Genomic DNA, 2,586 nt, shown 5'->3' on the forward strand with positions numbered 1-2,586 from the left:
CGCCGCGCCGCGCCGCGCCGCCGCTCCCCCGGCCCGGCCGCGTCCCGTGCCCCGGGCGGCGCGGCTGGTGGCGCGGGTCCAGCGGTCGAGCTCGGTGACCTGCAGCATCAGGTCGCGCCGGGTGACCTGACCACGGCGGCGCACCGGCAGCCGCGCGGCCAGCCCGCCCAGGCCGTACAGGCTGTCGAACGCCCCGGCCACGACGAGCCGCTCGACCACCGGACGGCTCACCCGGGCCCGGTGCCAGAAGTCGGCCAGCGAGGCGTAGGGGCGGCCGGCGACGACGCGCTCGACCTCGGCGTCGGTGATGCCCTTGACGTCGGCGAGCGAGAGCCGGATGCCGTACGCCCGCCCGTCGGGCAGGTCGGGGTGCGGCCGGGCGCGCGGGCCGTCGTCCGGGCGGTCGGGCCCGGCGTCGAGCTGGTCGAGGACGGCGGGCGGCGGCTCGTCCCACGGCGCGACCCGCTCGACCCGGTAGGCGGCCTCGCTGAGGTTGACGTCGAGGCCGAGCACCGCGATGCCGAGGCTGCGCGCGTCGTCCAGGATCAGGCGCTTGGGGTACATGCCCGGGTCGTGGGTCAGGACGCCGGCCAGGAACGCCGCCGGGTGGTGCGCCTTGAGCCAGGCCGACTGGTAGGTAGGCAGCGCGAACGCGGCGGCGTGCGCCTTGCAGAAGCCGAACGACGCGAACGCCTTGAGCACCTGCCAGATCCGCTCGACGTCGGGTGGTGCGTAGCCACGGGCCGCGGCGACCGGTCGCCACCAGGCCTCGACCTCGGCCTGGCCGGTCGTCGAGCCCATCGCCCGGCGCACCTCGTCGGCCTCGGCCAGGCTGACGCCGGTGGTGACCGCGACGATCTGCAGCACCTGCTCGTGGAAGACGACGACGCCGTAGGTGGTGCTGAGCGCCTCGCGCAGCGTGGGGTGCAGGTACTCGGGCTCGCGCCAGCCCTGCCGGGCCTGCAGGAACGGCGTCACCATGTCGGACTTCACCGGGCCCGGGCGGAACAGCGAGATGTCGATGACGAGGTCGGAGAACGTCTCGGGGCCGAACTTCCCGACCAGCTCGCGCTGGCCCGGCGACTCGATCTGGAAGCAGCCCAGCGTGTGCGTCGAGCGGATCAGCCGGTAGGTGGCGGGGTCGTCCAGCGGCAGCTGCTCGCGGTCGTCGAGGTCGACCTGCACGCCGTCGACCCGGGCCACCTCGTCGACGGCGTGCGCCATGGCCGACTGCATGCGGATGCCGAGCACGTCGAGCTTGAGCAGGCCCATCGCCTCGACGTCGTCCTTGTCGAACTGGCTCATCGGGAAGCCGATCCAGCTCGCCTCGACCGGTGTGCGGTCGAGCAGCGTGGCGTCGGACAGCACCACGCCGCACGGGTGCAGCGCGACGTGCCGGGGCAGCGCGTCGAGCCGCTCGACGTGCTCGAACAGCAGGTCGAGCCGCTCGTGGCCCAGCCCGCTGGCCTGCAGCTCGGGCAGCTCGGCGATCGCGGCGCGGGCGTTGCTGGCCCGGATGTGCGGGAACGACTTGGCGATCGCGTCGACCTCGGCGGGCGGCAGGCCCAGCGCCGCGCCGACGTCGCGCACCGCGTGCCGCACCCGGTAGGTGTCCATCATCGACACGCAGGTGACCCGCTCGCCCCCGAACCGCTGCAGCACCCGCTCGTAGACCTCGGTGCGCCGCGCGGACTCGACGTCGACGTCGATGTCGGGCAGCTGCGCGCGCAGCGGCGAGCAGAACCGCTCCATCAGCAGCCCGTGCTCGAGCGGCTCGATGCCGCTGATGCCCAGCAGGTAGTTGACCAGGCTGCCCGCGCCCGACCCGCGCGCCGCGACCCGCACGCCCATCTCGCGCACCAGGTCGCAGACCGCCGCCACGGTGAGGAAGTACGTCGGGTAGCCCAGGTGGTCGACCACGGCGAGCTCGTCGTCCAGCCGCTGCTCGACCTCGCGCAGCCGCCGCGCCGACGCCCCGGGGTAGCAGCTCGCCACGGCCGCGCGGGTGCGCTCGCGCAGCACGGCACCGGGGTGCTGGTCGGGGGTCAGGCCGAGCACGGCCGGCTCGGGCAGGTGCACCGAGCCGATGCCGAGGTCGGCTCGCGGGTCGAGCCGGCAGCGGGCGGCGAGGGCGGCGGTGTCGTCGAGCAGCCGCCGGGCCTGCTCGCCCGCCGCCTGGTGGCCGCCGCCCAGCGCACCGGCCATCTCGGCCGCGGTGCGCGCCATGGCCGACCCGTTCGCCAGGTGCCCCTGCGCGGTGACGCGGTCGAGGTGCCGGACGTCGAGCGGCACCAGCCGGCGGGTGGCGTCCAGGACGTCGGCGGTCGCGGCGCCGTCCGGCGTGGCGTACCGGACGGCGTTCGTCAGCACCGCCGGCACCCCGGCCTCGCGGGCCAGCGCCAGCATCCGCGCCGCGTGCTCGACGCTCAGCGGACCGCCCGGCGGACCGTGGTGGCAGACCACCTCGACCGCGAGCGACCCGGCCGGCAGCGCGGCCCGCCAGCGCTCGAGCACCGCGCGCGCCAGGTCGGGACGGCGGGCCAGCGCGGCCCGGCCGACCTCGCTGGCCGGACCGAGCAGCACGAC

General features: G+C 75.9%; 1 protein-coding gene. It reads right to left on the reverse strand.

All coding sequences use genetic code 11. From position 1 onward, the window contains the following. Nucleotides 1–2,586, reverse strand: a 2,586-nt coding sequence (gene dnaE / locus ACYVJ4_RS11380) for a DNA polymerase III subunit alpha (RefSeq protein ID WP_460460244.1), incomplete at both ends; no start/stop codon positions are given.

The organism is Angustibacter peucedani, from assembly GCF_054779595.1.